The sequence below is a fragment of the Enterococcus florum genome, assembly GCF_004309355.1.
Classification (GTDB): domain Bacteria; phylum Bacillota; class Bacilli; order Lactobacillales; family Enterococcaceae; genus Enterococcus_A; species Enterococcus_A florum.
The window spans coordinates 41,072-59,018 of record NZ_BJCC01000031.1; the positions used below are offsets into that span (position 1 = coordinate 41,072).

Consider the following 17,947-nt stretch of genomic DNA (forward strand, 5'->3'; position numbering starts at 1 on the left):
CCCCTTTAAGTAAATTTAGCTAACCCAGCCACCAATGGCAGTTCGACCAATAATTTCATCTTGGACTTCTTTTCCTAGTTCAATGTAGAAAGCAGTATAGCCGGCTACTCGGATTAACAGGCCACGATGATTTTCAGGATGCTTCTGGGCATCGATAAGAACTTCCCGATCGACCACGTTAAACTGCACGTGGTAAACATCTAAGGTACATAAGGTTTTCAGCAGGTTCATCATGTGAGAAATTCCTCGTTGTCCTTCTAAAATCGATGGCTCCAGCTTCATATTTAACTGAGTTCCTTGTGTGTAACGAGCATGTGGAATATGACTGACTGATTTCAGCAACGCTGAAGGACCGTTTTTGTCGGTTCCGCCAGTTGCGCCGATGCCGTCAGTTAATGGAGTCCAAGCTTTACGGCCAGAAGGCAACGCGCCAACCCAAGCGCCAATTGGTGTATTTCCAGATACTGGCAGCATTCCGGTAGTCATTTTGCCGAACTTCGTATCGTATTTCTCAAACTCATCAACGACGTAAGTGAAGACTTCCCCAACGATCCAGTCAGCACGTTCATCGTCATTTCCGTATTTAGGTGCTTCTAAGCAAAGCTCTTGAATCTCTTCGTAGCCTTCAAAGTTTGCTGCTAGTGCTTGGCATAATTCCTCCATCGAAACTTTCTTTTCATCAAAGACTAAGTTACGTACGGCAGCTAAGGAATTAATGATGTCGGCTTGACCCACGGTAATGACACCGCCGCCGCAGTTGTATTTCGCACCGCCCATGCTGTAGTCAGTGGCTGATTCTAAGCAATCTGGGAAGCCTAGGGACAGCACCGGAACGGGACGATAATTCATACTCAAGTAGTCTAAGAGTTGATTCCCTGAAACGATCACATCAACGAAATAGCGAATGTGGGTTTTAACAGCTTCAAAGAAATCATCAAAGGTTTTAAAGTTTTTCGCATCTCCTGTTGAAACCGAAACGCGTTCTCCTGTTTTACGACTAACACCGTCGTTTAACGCCATTTCAATGATGCCGCCCATGTTTACATCAGCCATGTCGGTGTATTGCTTCATCCGGCCGGAAAGGTTGGTTTCCACACAACCGCAAGGGTTCCAGTCCCAAGCTTCGCTTAATGGCACACCTTTATTCAGCATCATGCGGATACCTGCATCGTCATGGTAAACCGCTGGCATCGTAAGTCCCATCCGATTAGCTTCACAGGCTTTTTGCAGGAAGGAATCCGGATTTTTGGCAATGCTGTAGCGGACTGACATGTTTGGTTCCTTTAACTTCACGTCCATGGTTGCTTGAATGACCATGTAAGATAGCTCGTTGACTGCATCGTTGCCGTATTGATCGATCCCGCCAGCCGTAACTTGAATCGTCACACAGTAGCCAGCCGCAAATTGGGCAGTTACTTCGTCTTGGAACAGGCTTAATTCAGCGATCTTGATCCATAGGCAATCTAACAATTCTTGGGCTTCATCTTTGGTCATGACGCCATTGTCGATATCGGCTCTGAAGTAAGGATACAAGTACTGATCGATCCGACCTAAGTTATAAGAGGAAGCATTTTGCTCCATGTAAATGGCATATTCGTAGAATAGAATACTTTGTAAAGCTTCGTGATAAGAAGTTGCTGGATGCTCTGGTACACGACGACAAACGGCCGCAATTTTTTCTAATTCGGCTTTACGAGTAGGATCCTCACAGTCAGAAGCCATTAATTCGGCTAAATCGGCATGGCGATTCGCCAGCGTGATAATCCCGTCGCAGACAATAATTTCAGATTTCAAGAAATGAATTTTTTCTAAATCGCCAACCTTGGCATCATCCAGCTTAGCTAAAGCAGCTACCGCTTTTTTGCGAATGCCGCCGATTCCTTCAGAGAGAATCAAATCCCAGGCAGGTGTTGTTTCGCCGTAACCACGCACTGCTTTACGGTCGATGTAAATCATGCCGTTATCTCGTAATAATTTCATATCCTCTGGCGCCATCGCTTGCCAGCGATCCAAGACACAGCGGTTTTTCCAATAATCAGATACTTCTTCCTTAAAGACTTTTTTGCCTTCCTCGCTAAGATAAAACGGGTCAAATTTTCGAGTGCTGATGGTATCTAGCTCGCGGTCCAAGATGGAGCATGAGCTGTCGGCACATAAAATTCCGGCCCGTGGTTTGAAACCAGCACCGCCGACTAATAGCTCGTCGTCTAAAATATAAATATTTTTCTTCTGGCATTGATGTAAGTAACCCGTCGCCTTTTGAATGATCCAAGGCTGACCTTCTGTTTCTTTGAAGCCTTCTGTTAAGTACTTGGCATTATAGACATCCATGTCTACCCGGGTATTTAAATAGCGTTCCCGCAGTCGATCGATTCGATCCATGTAATTACTCACGGTTAAAACTCCTTTTTTATTGGTTTTTCCTTTAGGTTTCTCACAGATCAGCTAATCTGTGAGAAACAAAGGATGAAATATATACGGTTGTTGCTTGGGACAACAACTCTGTTACGCTTTTGCGTGAACAGGTTGGTTTACTTCACGCACGCCGACTTTCAAGGTGTTGCGCAGGTAATCAATACTATCTAAGCAAGCCTGCATTTCTTTTTCACGCGCCACTTCTAACGTTTCGTTGCCGATTTCGTATTCTACTTCGAAGGTAATGCGATCAAGGGGTGCATTTTCTCTTAAGGTACGCAAGATTTTCGCGCAGTCTAGGTCGCCTTTACCGATTGAAGTGCCATAAGAATGTACGCCGTCTGGATCAACAACCAATTCAATGTCACAGAAGTGGCAGCAGTTAGCATATGGCGCCATTTTTTCGATACATGCTTCAGGACCCTCAAGTACGTTCATCGCGTTCATGGTATCCACGCAGGCACCAACCTGTGGGTGGTTTAATTGTTTTACTAACCAGATCACTTCATCGGCGTAAGCATCGCAGTGGTTTTCGATAGACAATGTTAAACCTAGTTCTTCTAATAATGGCAGATTTTCTTTGAATTCGTCGTAACGAACAGCCAATTGACGCATTACGTCAGGATGCATGCAAGTACCGTAAAGTGGGCGAGGACGTTCGATATCAAGGCTGAATTTCACTAGGTCAGCACCCATTGCCTTCGCATTAAGCAACGCGTCCTTAACAGTGGAGTTCACACGAGGATCACATGGTGCGTCGAAGGAAACGTTATATTCTAAGTAGAGATCATGTGCTTTGGCAGCTGCTTTCACTTCAGCTAAGCGTTCTGGGTCCAATGTCACTAGGTCAACGTTGGTGATATGCAAGCCGTCTAAGCCCCATTCAACTGCTAAATCCATTAGCTCTAACAAATTGATTGATTGTTCAAAGGCGTGATCTTCCTGGAACCCCCAGCTTTCGCCTAGCCCGCTTAAGTGTAGTGTGTACGTGTGCATTCCTAGTTTGATTGGTCTGTTTGTGTCTTTCATGGTTTGTAGCTCCTTTAGTTTTTATTTTTTTCAAGTATTCAGTTCCAATGAATCTAGAGGAAACAGCATACTTGAGTTTTTCCAATTGCGATTGAAACTATTTCACAATCTAACTTGTGAAACTTTACCTATAAATTGATACATTTGAAAAGCTGTAGTGAAAATCAACTATTGGGTAATCTCAACGCTCGTTTGAAATTATTTCACAAATAGTGATGTTCCTTAGTTACTACTTATTCTTTTCGATCTATCATTAAGCAAGTAGTATGCCAATTATATTTTTTAGTTGAAATTGTTGATTTAAAGCTCTTTTAGAGGCGGGAGATGAAAGTCAACTAATGCTAAAGGTGCAAAAGTGCAAAAAAATACCGCAAAAAAATTTGCGTTTCTTGAAAAAGTGCAAAAAATTTTGCTTTACTTTGTGATCGAATGTATTTATGATGGAAGTGAGTAAAGCGATGAGAAATGAATAGGTTAAAAAAAATTACTTCAAAAGGGGAGAGAGGATGAGTTATGCAGAAATCATGGAGGTCATTTCTCAATGTGGCCTAGGTGCTGTGCTGCTTTCGAGAGAAAAGCGGATTTTGGCGATCAATGAGATGGGCGATCGTCTGCTACATGGCGAAGGGCGTCTAGTGGGGGCCCTTTTACCGGAAAAAGCTGCCTTATTGTGTCATGAGTCGGATGAACCTTGCTACGTGAACATTGCTTTTGGTGAGTATTTGTGCCGATGTCCGGCACCAGAAGTGACAGATCTGCCGGACGATAGTGAGTTGATTGTTTTTCGAGTCGCGACTAACGATGCCTGCCATGATATGCTGATCACGGTGTTGAACGGCATTAGTGAATCGGTCATTTTATTTGATGGCGAGGGCCGGATCTACCTTCTGAATGATGCGGCCGTTGAGCTGGATTCGATTGTTACTTCAGATGTTTTAGGCAAGCATGTGACTGAGGTTTACCAAGTAGAAGAGGGACAGTACCTCAAGATTCCTCAGGTTATTGAGGAAAAACAGCCGGCTATGAATTTCCGCCAGCGTTATACGACTTGTTTTGGCAAGAAGGTGGATATCGTTGCCAACGTCATTCCGATCGTGCAAAACAGTCAAACCTTGGGAGCCTTCAATGTGATGGAGGACTGGTCAGCCACCAGTGAACTGCATAAGAAAATCATCGACCTGCAGGATAAGCTGATCGTAAAACCGAAACTTTCAAAGGACAAAGGGAAGCCAACGCTGACCGCCAAATTTCACTTTGAGGACATCATTCACATTAGTCATGAGATGAACAAGATGGTGTCCCGCTGCAAGCAAATTGCCCAATCGGATTCTTCGGTGATGATCTATGGTGAAACGGGAACGGGTAAAGAACTGTTGGCTCAGAGTATCCATAATGCCAGTAAGCGTGCGCAAGGACCATTTTTGGCGATAAACTGCGCTGCCATTCCAGAAAATTTATTGGAGGGCTTGCTATTTGGAACGGAAGAAGGAGCCTATACAGGAGCCGAATCGCGAGCGGGTCTTTTTGAACAAGCCAATGGCGGAACATTATTATTAGATGAAATTAACTCCATGAGTATTATCTTGCAGGCTAAACTGCTGCGGGTATTGCAGGATGGAATGGTTCGCCGAGTGGGAGGGATCACAGAAACCCACGTGGATGTACGAGTACTGTCGAATATCAACATTCCGCCTTATCAGGCAGTGGATCAAAAGATCATTCGCCAGGATTTGTTTTATCGTCTGGGTGTAATCAACATCAGCATTCCGCCATTGCGGGAGCATAAAGAAGACATTCCGCTGCTGTCGAAAAATTTCATCCATCGTTTCAATAAAAAACTGGAGCGCAATGTTCGCAACATTGACCAGGCGACCTTGGCTTATTTCAATGCCTATGATTGGCCGGGAAATATTCGTGAGCTGCAGCATGCCATCGAATCTGCGATGAATATTTTGCCTAACGATCAGTCCTTGATTACCGCCGAATATATCCCTGAGCATATTGTCCAATCTGCTAAAGTGGCACCGCATACGGAGCATAAAATTGAAGAGGCGGGCAGTTCGTTAAATAATACGCTGAAAAACATTGAATTCCAGATGTTTCGCAATGCTTTACTGGCCAATAAAGGCAACATTTCAAGAACCGCTCGAGCATTAGGTGTTAGCCGACAGACCTTGCAATACCGAATCAAGCGCAGCGGGATTGATGTGAAGGCGTTGCTGGCAGAAGAGTTGGAAAAACGGTAGTGGGAAAGTTTTCAAACAAGTTAATGAAAGCGTCGGAGTAGAGTGTAGAGGAACGATTTTTTAAGGGAGAAAATCGTTCTTTTTTGCGGTAATTTTATAGAAGAGGATTAAAAAAGTCGATTCGAATCAGGTAAATGAATTGTTCCCTGAGCTTCAGCTTCCAAAAAATAAAGATTTTCAACATACAGTTACAAATTGGCGTAGACGATGAGCAAACAACAGTCTTTTGTAAACCTGAAGCAGGCTTCAGAGGGCTCTGTTCGTTCTTTTCATGTGGTATGATGAACAAGAGCAAATGTTCTGGAATAAACTAAAGTATCGTTGAAGACAGGAGGGCAATGATGGATGAGCAGGTCTTAGAAACGATCATGGGATTGATCATTTACAGTGGAAATGCGAAAAGTGATGCGATGGAAGCCATCGCGGCGGCGAAAACGGGAGATTTTACTCAAGCAGAGAAGAAGATGATCAGCGCCGAGGAATCCTTAGTCCAAGCGCACCGTACTCAAACCGAGCAGCTGGCGGAAGAGGCAAAGGGAAATCATATGGCGGTTACGTTGTTAGCGGTCCATAGTCAGGATCATCTGATGACGACCATGACTTTTATTGACATAGCAAAAGAGATAATCGAGTTGTATAAGCGAGTTGGTTAAGAGAAACTGGAGATGGGAAAACAGTCTCTTTTTTCATGCTATACTGAGTAGTGACAAAATGGGAGGTTTGCAGATGAAGATTACGATTCGCAAGGAAGAGGAAAAGGATTATCGGAGGATCGAAGAGATTACGCGGGAGGCTTTTTGGAATTTATATATTCCGGGGGCGATGGAGCATTATATTGCCCATAGCATTAGAAAGCACCCGGATTATCTGCCGGAATTGTCTTTTGTGATTGAGCTGGAGGGGGACATTATCGGGAGTATCATGTACACACGTGCAAAGGTCGTGGATTCTGCCGGTCAGGAACATCCATTGATTTCCTTTGGCCCGGTCAGTATTTTACCGAAATATCATCGTCAAGGGTTTGGCCGGATGTTGATTGAACATTCAATCGACGAAGCAAAAAAACAAGGATACAACGCGATCATTTTAGGCGGATTCACCTATCATTATCATCCTTATGGGTTCGAAGGTTCGAAAAAATACAACATTGCGATGCCTGACGGGAAGTTCTACACCGGAATTATGGCGCTTCCTTTATACGAGGGAGCGTTGGATCAGATAAGCGGGACGGTTCATTTTTCGGAAGCGATGTATCCTGATGAAGCAGGATTTGCAGAATATGATGCGACTTTTCCGGAAAAAGAGAAAAAGGTATTGCCTTGCCAGGCCAAGTTTGAAGCGGCTGTGAGTGAGATTGATACGGAGAGTTATGAATAGGATAAGCTAAAAAACATAGTAAGATTAGAGGCTGTGACAGCAATGTGCAGCCTCATTTTTTATTTGAATTTTTGCAGGAGTCCTTCCGTCAGCCCATAATAACCTTCAGAATAATAAGGCCGTCATCAAAATCTGCAGCTCATGTTCTTAACATTAAAAGGTTCAGTCCAGTGGGCCTGGCTGTCTTCTGGATCCAATGTTCAAAAGTTCGGTTAGTTATTCCCATTTTAGTCCTTTCTTCTGATTGTGGGACAGTTTTTTATGTCTGCTCATCCGCACACATAGTCTGCACCGAATTATTTCATATCCCGCACCCGTTGAGGGGTCTCGTTAAAATAGTGCTTGAATTTCTGATAGAACTGCGTTTTATTAGAAAATCCGACGTACTCGCTAATCACCTCGATCGGGACCTTGGTCGTCAGCAGCAGGTGATGGGCTTCGTGGAGCCGCTGTTCAATGATCAATTGCTTAAAGGTTTTTCCGGTTTCTTTTTTGATTAAATTAGACAAATAGTTACGATTGTATCCCAGTTCCGTCGCAAGTGATTGCAAAGAAAGCTCTTTTGCATTTTCTTCGATGCGCTGCAAAACTTTCAGTATCGTGACCGTGCTAGTGTTGGAGTGGTAGATCGTTGACAGCTGTGCATGGTAGACCTGCGAAAGTTGGAGAAACAGCACTTGAGAGAAGGCAGTCAGGACTTGATTGCTTAGCCGTGTCTCTGAAAAAAATTCTCGGATCATCTGTTCAAAGGTCAAATGGATCTCAGGATGGTCTGTAAGATCAAGCAGCAGATGATTTTCATGGTATTCAGAATCAAGTACGGTATTGAGTAAGAAGTCATAAGTGACACCTGTATTTTCAATATCGATCTGTTTAAATGCTGAAAGATTGATGTCTGAGGTTTTGAATAAAAAATTGATCAATAAGTCATTTTCACCTAAAGGAAATAATTCGTGCTGCGAATGGCAGTCCAACAACAGGACTTGTTTTTCTTTTAGAACGAGTTTTTCTCCATTGACCAGCTGCTTCGACTCCCCCTGCAGCATATAGTTAAATTCCATGAAATGGTGAGAATGCAAGGGATAATGGGCGAAACGACGGTGTTTTCGAATGATAATAGTTTTGTTTTCCATAAACAGCTTATTCTGGATTTTTAAATAGTTGTGATCCGGATAGTCTTTTTCTTCTTCAAATTCGTCGCACCATATACCGGTTTTTCGTTGCTGCCTTTCTAGTTCATCCAAGGGCAAAAAATAACTCTCAATTTTTTTCATTGGTTTCCCACCTGTATTTTTGATACTGACAGTCTAACATTTTGCCATTGTTTTGTAAACGGTATCATTCTATTCTAGGGATGTAAGTTGCAACGAATGAAGAATATATCAGCATGGAGGAGAGAGTCATGGAAAAAAATTATTATGCACTGGCTAGAGAAATCCCAGTGGAGGATCGGCCGATATCCAACAAGCGATTATCTGGGCTTGGCAATTTTTTCGGGCTGTATGGCGGCGAACATATTGCAGCGACTGAATTTGTTATCGGAGCTACTTTGGTTACGTGGGGTGTGAGTGCTACGAATATTCTGCTGGGACTGTTGGTTGGGAATTTGTTGGCCACTCTTACATACGCCTTGCTTTGTGCACCGATTGCGGTCGATACTAGGCTGACACTGTATTCGTATCTGAAAAAGGTTTTAGGACCGTATATGCAGAAGGTCTACAATTTTATCTGGGGCATCGCTTCGATTGCGATGGCTGCTTCGATGCTGACAGTCTCTGCTTCGGCCGTCAGGGAGATCTTCAATGTGCCGTTGCAAACAAAATGGTATCCGACTAGTGTGACCTTCGTAATCATCGTGATTGTTTTAGGGATTATCGTAACAGTAGTAGCCGCTAACGGATTTGATGCAGTAGCCAAGTTTGCTTCAGTTAGTGCACCATGGATGATTTTGGTGTTCTTCGTGGGTGCTTTGCTTTCGATTCCTACGCTGCTTCAGTCGGCTGGGGTCGCGAGCATTCATTCGTTTGGGGATTTTATGACAATCATGAACACCACAGTTTGGACTGGGACGCCTCTGCCAGGAAATCCGCAGCTGGGCTTGCCTCATGTGATTGCCTTTTCCTGGATGTGCAACCTCGCTTATCATGGCGGCTTGAATGACATGTCGCTCTTCCGATATGCTCGTAAATCAACGTATGGCTATGTTTCCGCAGTGGGCATGTATATCGGACACTTCTTTGCTTGGGGCTGTGCGGGGATTATGGGTGCAGCAGCTGCGTTAATGCTGGGAAAATCGCTGCTGGTTCTTGATTCTGGTGCGGTGACCAATGCAGTAGTTGGCGGCATGGGCTTGTTAGCAGTGATTTTTGCAGGTTGGACGACTGCGAATCCGAGTATTTATCGGGCTGGTCTGGCTTTTCAAACGATTTTTGATCTGGATTTGAAGAAATTGACGTATCTCGTTGGCGGCGTGATGACGGTTGTGGCTTGTCTGCCTATTACAGCCAATGTGATGACGATCGTGAATATCATCGTACTGGTGGTTCCTTCCATCGGTGCCATTGCGATTACAGAACACTGGATCTTGCCAAAATTTGGAGCTACGCGGTATTGGTCAATGTATCGTAAAGAAAAGGTGAATCGGGCTGCCTTGATTTCTTGGTTGATCTCTCTCGCGTTTGTAGTGGTGATGACAATATCGCAAGCGCTGCATTCTTATTTCCTGTTTTTACCTACTTATTTGCTGGCGATGGGATCTTATGTGTTTCTAGCTTTAGCCATGGGAGCCAAGGAGGATTATTCCGCAGAGGTTCTGGAAGAGTCGCGGATTCAATCTGCTTTGCAGGAGCTGATCGAGGAAGAGGAAAAAGATGTGTTGGACAATCGACAAACCAAGGTGCCTAAGTTGGCTCGAATTTTACAGGGATCTTCCTTTGTCTTTTTAGGAATCATTTTGCTGGTCACCGTTGCATCGCTTACTGACATGATCGATAATCAAAGCTTTCGCACGATCTCTATGATCCTGACCTTGTTGTACTTTGTTTGCGGAGCAACTGGAATGTATGTCAGAGAACGAGCTCAAGAGAATGAAGCTGCTGCTCAAGTCGAAGAGCAGCTTTAAGGAGGATTTTAGTGAAAAACGATTATATTGCTGTTGACATAGGGGCTTCCAGCGGTCGTCTGATGCTGTCCCGATTCGAAAAAGGAACCTGGTCGATGGAAGAGCTCCATCGCTTTAAAAATGGGTTCAAAAAAATCGGCGCAAATGACTGCTGGGATGTGGACAATTTACTGAAAAATATAGTGATCGGTTTGGAAAAAGCTAAAAAGAAAGGGATTGATACCTGCTACTTAGGGATCGATACTTGGGGTGTGGATTACTGTTTGCTGGATGAGCGGAATCAGCTGATTGGCGCTCCGATCTGTTACCGCGACAAGCGCACGGAATCCGCGATCGAAGAATTTGACTCTGTTCTTTCTATTCAAAAGCTGTATCAAAAAACCGGCATCCAGCTCCAGCCCTTTAACACGATTTTTCAGTTGTTAAAAGAAGAGCGGTTGATACATGCTCGAAAACTGTTGCTGATTCCAGATTATTTAGGGTTTTGTTTGACTGGAAACATGGTTCTTGAAAAAACCAACGCGTCCACGATGCAATTGTTGAATCTAGATACCAAAAAATTTGATCCGGAGCTGCTCTCGATTTTAGGGATCACAGAAGCGTTGTTTCCGCCACTGGTCGAACCGGGAACGACGGTTGGTCCACTATTGAAGCAAAACTTTCCAGATTATGATCTGCCAGAGACTACCATTCTGTCTGTGGCTTCTCATGACACAGCATCAGCGGTTGCCGCTACCCCAGGCAAGGGGGAAAACTGGGCGTATATCAGCTCTGGTACTTGGTCCTTGATGGGAGTGGAATTGACAGAGGGAATTGCCAATGAGGCTGCCTATCAGGAGAACTTTACCAATGAATGGGGTGTGCAGGGAACGATTCGCTTCCTCAAAAACATTATGGGCATGTGGCTGATCCAAGAGGTTGCCCGCATGCAGGAATATCAGTACTCCTACGCAGAGCTGGCAGAAATGGCTGGTCAGGAGCCAGCGTTCCGTTCATTGATCGAGGTAAATGATCCACGGTTTTTGAACCCTGAAAATATGATCGAGGCGATTCAAGCCTTTTGTCGTGAAACAAACCAGCCGGTACCGATGAGCGCTGGAGAGCTGGCGCGCTGTGTGTACGATAGCCTCGCACTTTGCTACGCCTGTGAATTAAGCAAATTGAAAAGGATCACTGGTAAGGAGATCCGTCAATTGCATATCGTTGGCGGCGGCTCGAAAAATGACTTTTTGAATCAGCTGACGGCAGATGTCTGCGGAATCGATGTCTATGCAGGGCCGGATGAAGCCACTGCCATTGGAAATACTTTGGTACAACTGGTTGCTGCCAACGGATTTGGGACATTAGAAGAAGGGCGGGAAAGCATTGCTCGTTCGTTTGATCTGAAGCGATTTATTCCCGCTTTTTCAGAAGACATTATCGAAGCTTTACAAACATATCAAGCGTTTCATATGGTTGCGCAATAAAGGAGAAAAAACATGAGTAAGACGATTGAAGAAAGATACCAGGAAGCCAAAGCACGTTATGCAGAAATTGGCGTCGACACAGATCAGGCGCTGAAACAATTACAGAAGATCAAAATCTCCATGCACTGCTGGCAAGGAGATGATGTCACGGGATTTTTGAATCCTGACGGGGAATTGACAGGAGGGATCATGGCAACTGGAAACTATCCTGGAGCAGCCCGCACACCGGATGAATTGCGCAAGGATTTGGAAAAGGCCTACTCATTGATTCCGGGAAAACATAAACTGAATCTGCATGCGATCTATCTTGATACCGATGAACCAGTTGATCTTGATCAGATCGAGCCGAAGCATTACAGCAAATGGGTGGAATGGGCGAAAGAACAAGGAATCGGACTTGACTTTAATCCCACCTTCTTTTCGCATCCGATGATGAAGGACGGCTATACTTTGGCGCATCCAGATCAAGCAGTTCGCGAGTTTTGGATCGAACACGGCAAACGAAGCCGCAAAATTGCTGCGTATTTTGGAGAAGCGCTGCAGCAGACCTGTATCAATAATTTTTGGATGCCCGACGGAATGAAGGACAATCCGATCGATCGTCTGGCACCGAGAAAACGGTTGATGGATTCACTCGATGAGATATTTACGGAAACCTTGAATGAGGCCTATACGCAAGAGGCGGTAGAGAGCAAGTTGTTTGGGCTTGGTGCCGAAGCATATACGGTGGGGTCCCATGAATTTTATATGGGCTACGGATTGACACGGGACAAACTGATTTGTTTGGATGCTGGTCATTTTCATCCTACTGAGGTTATTTCCAACAAATTGTCTTCTCTGGCGCTTTTCAGCAAAGGAATCATGCTTCATGTTTCTCGTCCGGTTCGCTGGGACTCTGATCATGTCGTGATTATGGACGATGAATTACAGGAAATCGCCAATGAGATTGTCCGCAATCAGCTGCTGGAAAAAACCAATATCGGCTTGGATTTCTTTGACGCGACCATTAATCGGATCGCTGCTTGGGTCATTGGCACGCGAAATACCCAAAAGGCCCTGCTAAAAGCCTTGCTGGAACCAGTCGAAGAGTTGAAAGAAATGGAGCTAGCCTTTGATTTTACCAGTCGTCTAGTATATACCGAAGAATTGAAAGATTTTCCTTATGGGGATGTATGGAACTATTTCTGCTGCCAAAACAATGTACCGGCAGGTCTGGATTGGCTGGAAGAAGTTCGTACTTATGAAAAAAACGTTTTAAGCGCACGCAGCTAAATGAATCAGGAGGGAAACGCCTTGAGTAAAAAAGCAATATTGACTGCACCTTTTGTTGAAGAAATGGTGGAGGTAACGAGTAATTTATATCGCTTAGGTTGGGATGAGCGAAACGGAGGAAACATCACCTATTTGTTAGAGGAAAAAGAGGTGGCTGAGTATTTGGATCTCCAAAGCATTCAGCGTACAATTCCAATGAATTTTGATGGATCAGCCCTGCGAGGCCGCTATTTCATCGTCACTGGATCAGGTAAATATTTTAAGAATGTTGCAAAGGATCCGGCACTAAACCTAGGAATCATTCGAGTGGCAGAGGACGGGGAAAACGTAGAATTATTATGGGGCTATCATGATGGAGGGGTTCCAACCAGTGAATTGCCTGCACACCTGATGAGTCACATCGCTCGTCTGGAGGTTGATCCGGAAAATCGAATCGTCATGCATTGCCACGCCACGCATCTCTTAGCGATGACTTTCAGCCATGAATTAACTTCAAGAGCAATCACACGAACTTTGTGGCAGATGTGCACGGAATGCCTGGTGGTCTTCCCAGAGGGGGTTCAGGTCTTACCTTGGTTGATTCCGGGATCGAATGAGATCGGAGAGGCGACAGCTGAAAAAATGAAGGAAAGCCGGTTGGTCTTGTGGTCGTTCCACGGGATTTATGGCGCGGGCAAAAACATGGATGAAGTATTTGGCTTAATCGAGACGGCGGAAAAGGCTGCCGAGGTGTACACCTATGTTTGCGCCCAAGGAGGCATCAAACAGATGATTTCGGATGAGCAATTTGAACTGTTGGCACAACAATTCGGGGTAGTACCTAACCCAGAATTCCTTGAAATCGGGGTGGTTCAATGATCAAAAAAGCCATTCGGATGAAGCTGTTTGAAGGTCAGGAGGCGGAATATACCAAGAGGCATCAGGAGCTTTGGCCGGAAATGCGGCAGATGCTAAAGGAACACGGCGCGCTTTCCTATTCTATTTTTCTGGATCGCCAAACAAATGAACTGTTTGGCTATCTGGAAATCGAAGACGAACAAACCTGGCAAAAAGTGTCTAAAACGGCCATCAATCAAAAGTGGTGGACCTATATGAAGGACCTAATGGAAACGAATTCGGATCATTCGCCCGTGACGGAGGAATTGGTCCATGTGTTTGAGCTGTAAAGAGGGAGTGATCCCTTTTTTGCTGCACACTGTTATGTGAAAAATGACACAATAATGGCATGAAAGGACAAAATAATAGGATTGTTCTGATAACGCTTTCTTGATAATATGTGAATGTAAACACAATATAAACGACAAGGAGAGAATAAAATGACAGTAAATCGCATGATTTTAAATGAAACCTCGTATTTTGGCAAAGGGGCCATCAATGAAGTGGCCGTAGAAGCAAAAAGACGCAATTTCCAAAAGGCACTGGTCGTGACGGATAAGGATCTGATCAAGTTTGAGGTGGCGACACGCGTGACTGCTTTGCTGGATGCAGCAGGCTTGGCTTACGAGATTTTTGACGACATTGTACCCAACCCAACGATAGCAGATGTCCAAAATGGAGTGGCTGCCTGCAAGGCTGCTCAGGCGGATTACATTATTGCGATCGGCGGCGGTTCACCGATCGATACCGCAAAAGCAATCGGCATCATTGTGGAAAATCCTGAATTTGAAGATGTATTGAGTTTGGAAGGAACAGCAGCGACGAAGAAACCATGTCTGCCGATTTTGGCTGTACCTACCACGTCTGGAACAGCAGCAGAGGTGACGATCAATTACGTAATCACGGATGAGAACAACCACCGTAAGTTCGTTTGTGTTGATCCGCATGATATACCAGTCGTGGCCTTTGTCGACAGTGATATGATGATGGGCATGCCGAAGGGATTGTGCGCTTCAACAGGGATGGATGCCTTGACCCATGCGATTGAAGGGTTTATTACGAAGGGCGCTTGGGAAATGACGGACATGGTCCATATCAAAGCGATTGAGATTATTAGCCGTTCGCTGCGCGATTCTGTAGCTGGCAATCAGGAAGCCAGAGAAGCAATGGCTTTGGGACAATATATTGCCGGCATGGGCTTCTCCAATGTTGGTTTGGGATTGGTTCATGGAATGGCGCATCCGTTGAGTGCATGGTATGATACGCCGCATGGTGTGGCTTGTGCGACCTTGCTGCCGCTGATCATGGATTTCAACAAGGAGTATACCGGCGAGAAATACCGGGAAATTGCAATAAAAATGGGAATTGACGGGGCTGCGGAAATGCCGCTTGAGGCGGTTCGCGATGCAGCCGTTCAAGCAGTCAAGCAGTTAGGGATCGATGTCGGTATCCCGCAAAGCTTGACTGAACTGGGTGTGAGGGAAGAAGACATTCCAAAAATCGCGGAGGATGCCTTCAGAGATGTCTGCTCACCAGGTAATCCACGTGATGCTTCACTCGAAGAGATTATCGAACTGTATCGTTCAATGATGGACTAAAAAGATAAAAAAGACCTGATCCTCACGGAGCAAAGTGATTCGCTTCAGTAGGGATTAGGTCTTTTTCTTGATGAATCCTCAGCGTCAAGCCCAAAAGTTAACAGAGGATTCAGCCGCGAATCAATCGTTCGATAAATTTTTAATCATGTGATAGATTTCAGGTGAAGTCAAAAAGAAAGCCCTGTGGTATTGGGTCAAAGGGGAATTCACATGAAATTTGAACAGACAGATCTACTAAGAGACATGTATAATCTGATATTGAATCCTCACACGAGAGACTGGGAACGCTCTCGACTAGTGGTCGCTAAGGATGCGTTGGAAAAAGGCGCCAACGTCGTTCGTCGGATCGATGCTCTAGAAGCAGAATTGCGACCTTTAGCCACACGCAACACTCTAACTCCTGATGTAGCTGATTTTTATGCGAAAATAACCCATGCCCCCTCAGCGAACGAAGTCTATGATTTGTCTAAACACACGGTGGAAGCGGCCTATCAAGAACGAGCGATTTTTGCGGGAGGATGCTTTTGGTGTATGATCGAACCCTTTGAAACCAAAGCAGGGATTGTCTCGGTTTTATCTGGGTACACTGGAGGAACTGTAGAACAACCGAGTTATGAACAGGTCAGTGGAGGCTACACGGGGCATGTGGAAGCTGTCGAAATTATTTTTGATACCCGAATCATCCGTTATCAAGAATTAGTCGAGCGTTATTGGCACCTGATCGATCCAACAGATGCGTTCGGTCAATTTCAAGACCGAGGGGCGCAATACAAGCCGATTATTTTTGTGCAAAATGAAGAACAGCGGCGGATCGCAGAAAAATCGAAGCAGGCAATCATTGATTCGCAGCACTATAAGAAGCCGATCGTAACAGAAATCCGACCTGCCAGCATCTTTTGGCCAGCTGAAAATTACCATCAACAATTTTACAAAAAACACCCGCACCGCTATAAACGCATCAAACAAGCCCGGCAGCAATTGTTAGTCTATCAGAAGCTTACTGGAAAGCTCCGAAAAAAATCCTGATTAAGAGGGACTGCGCCATCACTGTCGAAGCTTCGCTTTTAATAAGTGTCGAAAAGAAAATCTACCAGTTCGCTCTCAAAATGGCCTTTCAAACGGTCAATCAGAAAATAAGGCTGTTGTGTGTCAGTCAATAGATCGGCCGAATGAGTGACATACAGGTCGATTGCCTCATTGGGGGATGGGTCATAAATCGTCTCAACAAAGTCAAATTTTTTGAAAAAATAATCAAGCTGTTTCCGCTGCAGCGGGTCGTTGATCGCTACCAGGCCCACCTTGCGTTTTCGTTTTTTCGAGTCCAGCTGATAAAACGGCATCAATGCAAGGGACAACGATCGTGCCATTGAATCGCTGATCGGGCCCATCCACTCCAATCCGTTTCTGCGACTTAAGCTCAAGACAATACGTTTCACTTTTGGGAATAAGACCGTGTATTGTTCAGAATGCAAAATGGATTGTTCTTGCGTAGGCTTAAAAAGCAGCGGCACATTGTTTTTTTGGATCGAATAGTTCAAAAAGGTCGTGATGATGTTGCTCATAAGCGTTTCTTTTTGCTTGTAATCCTCCAGAGCCGGCATCCATTCCAGTAAGCTTTGATGGTAAAAAGTTTCGATTGCCAGGTACAGGGAATGCCCTTCCTCAAGATTTTTTTGATAATACATCAACAAAGGCTGTGCCGCTTGCGACTGGCAATCAATAGCATAAGGATAGTAATAAATAAGATAATTAATAAATTCAACATTTCGAGTAACTTGTAAAGAATCTTCCAGAAAGCTCTTCAGGTATGTTCGGACCTGTTGCTCTGCTTTAGGGAACAGTAATTCCTCAAAGGGGGTGACTGCCAGCCAATTCCCCGTTTCATTTCTTAGTCGGCACACCCCCAAAAGAAGGAAGACCAATTGCTGGTGAATATGATCCTGCAATTCAGCAGCCAATTCTTGCGCCAGCTTTTTTTCGGCCTCAAAGGACTGCTTCGCCATTGACAAGTCAGTGCCTGAAGAACAAATCCATAAAAATTTGATATACATCAGACGAAGGATCGACTCACGACCAGTCAGCTGCATACTTGCTACATTCACAGTGATTTCATAACGAGAGAGGTAAGTGACAAATGGCTTCAATCGGCGGACTGCGGTTGTTTCGCTAATGGAATGAACGGCACAAAAATCGGCTAATTTTTTTTCGGGGTAAACCAAAGACCAGAGCAAAAACTGATAAGGAATGGAACGGTGCCACAGATGGACCAGATAGTTGTCCAAACGGCTGGCCTCTTTATCCCAAAGCAGCTTTTTCTTTTGATCGATCAATAAGGGCTGCTCGCCAATTTCAATTAGTTCCTTGTCTAAATCGAGGAGCAGTTGTTGAAGAAAAACATAATTCATTTTCAATTTTTTACTAAGTGTATGTATGGTGTATTCGCCAACGGGGACCGTCTCCATCCGGTAAAAAAAATCGATTTTCTTTTTCTCAGTATTTGTCAGTAAAACATCTTGAAGCAATAGATACGTCTCCTTTGTAAAGATA

Annotated in this window: 14 protein-coding genes; 10 read left to right on the plus strand and 4 right to left on the minus strand. The window is 44.6% G+C overall.

Annotated features, from left to right (window positions below):
- Positions 1 to 15: 15 nt before the first annotated feature.
- Positions 16 to 2,394, minus strand: coding sequence for a glycyl radical protein (locus NRIC_RS15870; protein WP_227873829.1), 2,379 nt, complete (start codon positions 2,392 to 2,394; stop codon positions 16 to 18).
- A 111-nt stretch (positions 2,395 to 2,505) separates the two neighbouring features.
- Complete coding sequence (locus tag NRIC_RS15875) at positions 2,506 to 3,411, minus strand: sugar phosphate isomerase/epimerase family protein (RefSeq protein ID WP_227873830.1); 906 nt, start codon at positions 3,409 to 3,411, stop codon at positions 2,506 to 2,508.
- Positions 3,412 to 3,950: 539 nt separating this feature from the next.
- Between NRIC_RS15875 and NRIC_RS15880 the strand changes: the two genes are divergently transcribed.
- The 3 genes from NRIC_RS15880 (at position 3,951) to NRIC_RS15890 (ending at position 7,067) form a co-directional block, all read left to right on the plus strand.
- Positions 3,951 to 5,690 (plus strand): sigma-54 interaction domain-containing protein, encoded by a 1,740-nt coding sequence (locus NRIC_RS15880; protein WP_146623692.1) that lies wholly within the window; start codon positions 3,951 to 3,953, stop codon positions 5,688 to 5,690.
- A gap of 338 nt (positions 5,691 to 6,028) precedes the next feature.
- A complete protein-coding gene (locus tag NRIC_RS15885) occupies positions 6,029 to 6,343 on the plus strand; it encodes a PTS sugar transporter subunit IIA (protein ID WP_146623693.1) in 315 nt (104 codons plus the stop codon).
- A gap of 73 nt (positions 6,344 to 6,416) precedes the next feature.
- Complete coding sequence (locus NRIC_RS15890) at positions 6,417 to 7,067, plus strand: GNAT family N-acetyltransferase (protein WP_146623694.1); 651 nt, start codon at positions 6,417 to 6,419, stop codon at positions 7,065 to 7,067.
- 296 nt (positions 7,068 to 7,363) lie between these two features.
- On the opposite strand, the gene NRIC_RS15895 is transcribed toward NRIC_RS15890, so the two are convergent.
- The gene (locus NRIC_RS15895; protein WP_146623695.1) at positions 7,364 to 8,341 is read right to left on the minus strand and encodes an AraC family transcriptional regulator; all 978 of its coding nucleotides are present in this window, start codon (positions 8,339 to 8,341) and stop codon (positions 7,364 to 7,366) included.
- 128 nt (positions 8,342 to 8,469) lie between these two features.
- Here NRIC_RS15895 and NRIC_RS15900 point away from each other — a divergent pair, with 128 nt between their 5' ends.
- The 7 genes from NRIC_RS15900 to msrA all read left to right on the plus strand — a co-directional run bounded on the left by NRIC_RS15900 (position 8,470) and on the right by msrA (position 16,426).
- Positions 8,470 to 10,188 carry a purine-cytosine permease family protein gene (locus tag NRIC_RS15900; protein WP_146623696.1) on the plus strand — a complete coding sequence of 573 codons (1,719 nt, stop codon included), beginning with the start codon at positions 8,470 to 8,472 and terminating at the stop codon, positions 10,186 to 10,188.
- 11 nt (positions 10,189 to 10,199) lie between these two features.
- The gene (gene rhaB, locus NRIC_RS15905) at positions 10,200 to 11,654 is read left to right on the plus strand and encodes a rhamnulokinase (RefSeq protein ID WP_175580134.1); all 1,455 of its coding nucleotides are present in this window, start codon (positions 10,200 to 10,202) and stop codon (positions 11,652 to 11,654) included.
- Positions 11,655 to 11,666: 12 nt separating this feature from the next.
- A complete protein-coding gene (gene rhaA / locus NRIC_RS15910; RefSeq protein WP_146623697.1) occupies positions 11,667 to 12,926 on the plus strand; it encodes an L-rhamnose isomerase in 1,260 nt (419 codons plus the stop codon).
- 21 nt (positions 12,927 to 12,947) lie between these two features.
- A complete protein-coding gene (gene rhaD / locus NRIC_RS15915; protein ID WP_227873831.1) occupies positions 12,948 to 13,784 on the plus strand; it encodes a rhamnulose-1-phosphate aldolase in 837 nt (278 codons plus the stop codon).
- On the plus strand, positions 13,781 to 14,092 hold the full coding sequence (gene rhaM / locus NRIC_RS15920; protein WP_146623699.1) for an L-rhamnose mutarotase: 312 nt from the start codon (positions 13,781 to 13,783) through the stop codon (positions 14,090 to 14,092). The genes rhaD and rhaM overlap by 4 nt, the downstream gene beginning before the upstream one ends.
- A 150-nt stretch (positions 14,093 to 14,242) precedes the next feature.
- Positions 14,243 to 15,400, plus strand: coding sequence for a lactaldehyde reductase (fucO, locus tag NRIC_RS15925; RefSeq protein ID WP_146623700.1), 1,158 nt, complete (start codon positions 14,243 to 14,245; stop codon positions 15,398 to 15,400).
- 210 nt (positions 15,401 to 15,610) lie between these two features.
- On the plus strand, positions 15,611 to 16,426 hold the full coding sequence (gene msrA, locus NRIC_RS15930) for a peptide-methionine (S)-S-oxide reductase MsrA (protein ID WP_146623701.1): 816 nt from the start codon (positions 15,611 to 15,613) through the stop codon (positions 16,424 to 16,426).
- Positions 16,427 to 16,464: 38 nt separating this feature from the next.
- Here the strand turns inward: msrA and NRIC_RS15935 are convergent, their stop codons facing one another.
- Positions 16,465 to 17,922, minus strand: a complete 1,458-nt coding sequence (locus tag NRIC_RS15935; protein ID WP_146623702.1) for a helix-turn-helix domain-containing protein — start codon at positions 17,920 to 17,922, stop codon at positions 16,465 to 16,467.
- Positions 17,923 to 17,947: the final 25 nt, after the last annotated feature.